The 3,382-nt window shown below is 44.8% G+C and carries 2 protein-coding genes and 2 pseudogenes; 2 read left to right on the top strand and 2 right to left on the bottom strand.

What is annotated here, in order from left to right; translation table 11 throughout:
- Nucleotides 1-892, bottom strand: a pseudogene (locus E2L07_RS19240) (sigma-54 interaction domain-containing protein); the annotation flags it as partial.
- A complete protein-coding gene (locus tag E2L07_RS19235) occupies nt 889-1,548 on the bottom strand; it encodes a hypothetical protein (protein WP_134230381.1) in 660 nt (219 codons plus the stop codon). The gene E2L07_RS19235 and the pseudogene E2L07_RS19240, both read right to left, overlap by 4 nt.
- A 356-nt stretch (nt 1,549-1,904) precedes the next feature.
- Between E2L07_RS19235 and E2L07_RS19230 the strand changes: the two genes are divergently transcribed.
- Both E2L07_RS19230 and E2L07_RS21395 read left to right on the top strand, forming a co-directional pair.
- Nucleotides 1,905-2,513 carry a DUF6431 domain-containing protein gene (locus E2L07_RS19230; RefSeq protein WP_276399879.1) on the top strand — a complete coding sequence of 203 codons (609 nt, stop codon included), beginning with the start codon at nt 1,905-1,907 and terminating at the stop codon, nt 2,511-2,513.
- Nucleotides 2,514-2,549: 36 nt separating this feature from the next.
- Nucleotides 2,550-3,382, top strand: a pseudogene (locus E2L07_RS21395) (DDE-type integrase/transposase/recombinase); the annotation flags it as partial.

Raw genomic sequence — 3,382 nt, 5'->3', positions numbered from 1 at the left:
GGAGAAGGTAGAAAGTACAATTGGCGAAGCGACACGTAACAACGTCATGTATCTCAAACAAAGAGCGAATATTCCAGTGTATCGAGCACTGAAAGACTTGAAAGGCTTTTAAAAACCATAAGATTCTCAACGAGGAGAACCCTAAAATCCTGAATTCGCTTACACATATGAGGATGGAAAATACTCCTCCCACAAAAGGTTGACACAATCTCGAAAAATATTTCGGTTGCTTTTTTTCTTTATTTGATAGACGTTTCATAAAATACTCGATTAAAATAGGTAAGTCTTCTTTCCGTTCTCTTACAGGCGGGATTGTGATCGGGATCACATTTAAACGATAATACAAGTCTTCACGAAACGTTTTTTTCTGCACCATCTCCTCCAAGTTTCGATGTGTAGCTGCAATGATACGCACGTCGACATAAACACTTTGTGTCCCGCCGACACGCTCAACCTTACGCTCCTGCAATACTCGCAAAAGCTTCGCCTGTAGATGAAGGGACATATCACCGATCTCATCTAAAAAAATCGTTCCGCCATGTGCTAGCTCAAACCTCCCTGCTTTTCCTTGGCGTTACGCACCGGTAAATGCACCGCTTTCGTAGCCAAACAATTCGCTTTCCAGTAAATTATCCGGAATGGCGGCGCAGTTAATTGCAACGAATGGGCCTTGCGCCCGCTGACTTTTACGATGAACAGCCTGTGCAAACATCTCTTTTCCCGTGCCGCTTTCACCTCGCAAAAGGATCGTAATGTCTTGACCTGCGATACGGCGAGCCATCTCTCGGGCAAAATGAATCGCCTCACTACTCCCGATAATATCTTGGAACGAATAGAGAAGGTCCTTCGATTGTTTGAATTGATTTGTTTCTTTCTTTAAAAACTTGATCATAAACGATACGACCTCACCTTGAACGTAAGTTGGCTTAATTTGCACATGCCATTTTCTCTTTTCCCCTCCAGCTTCATTTCTACTGTTTGAAAGGATGGTTTGAATACGTTCGTTACGTCAACCTTGACCTTTTCCGAGGTTAACCGTTCAATCGTCTCGCCTAAAAGTCGCGATCGATTCAGCCCTAGAACAGTTTGGACCCCTGCTGAGCATTCCGTCACTATTCCTTGTCTGTCCAATAAGAGAAGGGGTTTATCTTCAAACTCAAGAAACCCTTTTAATTCCTGCCGTAACTTTCTATTCTCTACCGTGTATTGACGTTGTTTTTCCTCCATACTCAGATACGTCTCGATCATCGCCACGACTTGCTCGATTTCGTTGAAGGGGATCTTTTTCCCACTTGTAAACATGACCCACAATAATCCGACCACTTTGAGTTGAAGTCGAATCGGCAAAATCCATTCTCCATGATGATGGCTATCTTCTACTCGCTCCTTTTCAGCCAAAAAAATAGGGAAGCCTGTTTTAACGATAGAATCAATCAATTCTTGAGTAACAACCGCATGCTCTTGAGTCGAATGGAGAGGTACATACGTAATCTGAACAGGGAACTTATGCTCATATAAATCACATATATCCATGATCATCTGATCCAATGTCAATCTCCCTTTCTATTAAGCAACTTTTTTGTTCCTTAGAGCGTAAACGAGATCTTTCCCGTATATTTAGCGCTAAGACCCCCATTTCAAAGCGCAGCAGCATAAGAAAGACTTAGTCAATGTGAAATGAACACAGGTAACATTCACCACATGCCGGCTAAGGTAACATTTGTTAAAGGATAAAAGAACCCTCCACTGATTTTTAACTACGGGAAATCTTCATCTTTTTTCATTTTACTGTTTAAGCTGATCTAAATATTCCGAAAGTTGATGCTAATGCCTGGCCGAAGGTTGACCGATATAATGACCAGAAGTATAAAATCTGGAGAAAGGAAAAGACGTCCCCCATAAATGTGAAACTACGCCAACAGTTTCACAGGAGACGTCCACCCCAAAAAAGATTATGGTCATTATATCAAATTATTCCTTGGTTGAGAAGCAATCTGGCGTTTTTTGTTAGAAGTACGGAACGAATCCCCTGCCCTTGTTGTGGAGGAACACTTTCAGTGGCAGGAAGCCGGAAACGTGCATGGTATAAAAGCAGTGGCGAGCGCTCCAGGCTTGTGATTCGAAGGCTATATTGTGAGGCATGCGATAAGATTCATCATGAACTCCCTGATATTCTTGTGCCTTATAAAAGGTATGATGCGGAGAGTATAGAAGGTACCGTTTCTACACCACCACGTACAGAGGCAGCGGTGGATGAAGCAACCATCTTTCGATGGAAGAACTGGTTTCAGGTGTGGGTGGCGTATGCCATCGGCTGCCTCCGGTCTATCGCGATACGTTTTGATCTGCCTGTGGAGGAATTGTCCGAATCTCCACAAACCGTACTTCACTCCCTGGGACAATATGTAGGTATGGAGGAGGGATGGCTGAAGAGAGCTGTCCGTTCCATGACAAATTTAAATCTTTGGGTCACAGACCCGTTCCGCATTTCTGGCCGGACTGCTCTGGAGTAAACTCATGCTATACCAATGAATGGGAGGCATGAGAAGATGAAAAGTCAACGGAAAGCGGAAGAAACAGCCGCGGAACGTATGCAGTTAATCTCCCCTCTTTTGGCGGAGGGGTTGGATGCTGGCAAAGCAAGGAAAATCAAGGCTGATATCTGTGAAAGAGCAGGTGTTTCGGAAAGGACCATCCGCCGGTATCTTTCCCAGTACCGTAACGAAGGGTTCGAAGGCTTAAAGCCGAAGGAAAAAGGAAGAAAACCTGCCAGGACAGGGATCCCTCCTGCTTTACTGGAGGAGGCTATCCTTTTGAGGAGGGAGGTTCCGGGGCGGAGTGTCAGCCAGATCATTCAGATTCTTGAGTGGGAAGGAAAGGCAGAGCCGGGAGAATTAAAAAGGAGTACGCTCCAGGAAAAACTGGCTGAACGGGGCTACAGTTCCCGGCAAATGCGGATGTATACAAGCAGTGGAGTTGCCGCAAGAAGATTTCAAAGAAGGTACCGGAACAGCCTTTGGCAGTCTGATATCAAGTATGGCCCCTTTCTACCGATTGGTCCCAACGGGACCAATAAGCAGGTATACCTAGTCTTGTTTATTGATGACGCCACAAGATATGTTCTTCATGGTGAGTGGTATCCCACACTGGATCAGTCCATTGTCGAAGACTGCTTCCGTAAAGCGATACAAAAGGCGGGACTGCCTGAGGCCGTCTACTTTGATAACGGAAAACAGTACCGGACGAAGTGGATGGGGCGAACCTGTTCTAAACTGGGTATCCGTTTATTATACGCAAAGCCGTACTCACCTGATTCGAAAGGGAAGGTGGAAAAGTTTAATAGGAACGTTCAGGCCTTTATGGATGAAGCAATGTTGGAAAA

It is taken from the genome of Halalkalibacterium halodurans, assembly GCF_004376175.1.
Classification (GTDB): domain Bacteria; phylum Bacillota; class Bacilli; order Bacillales; family Bacillaceae_D; genus Halalkalibacterium; species Halalkalibacterium halodurans.
This window is presented reverse-complemented; position numbering and strand designations above follow the sequence as displayed.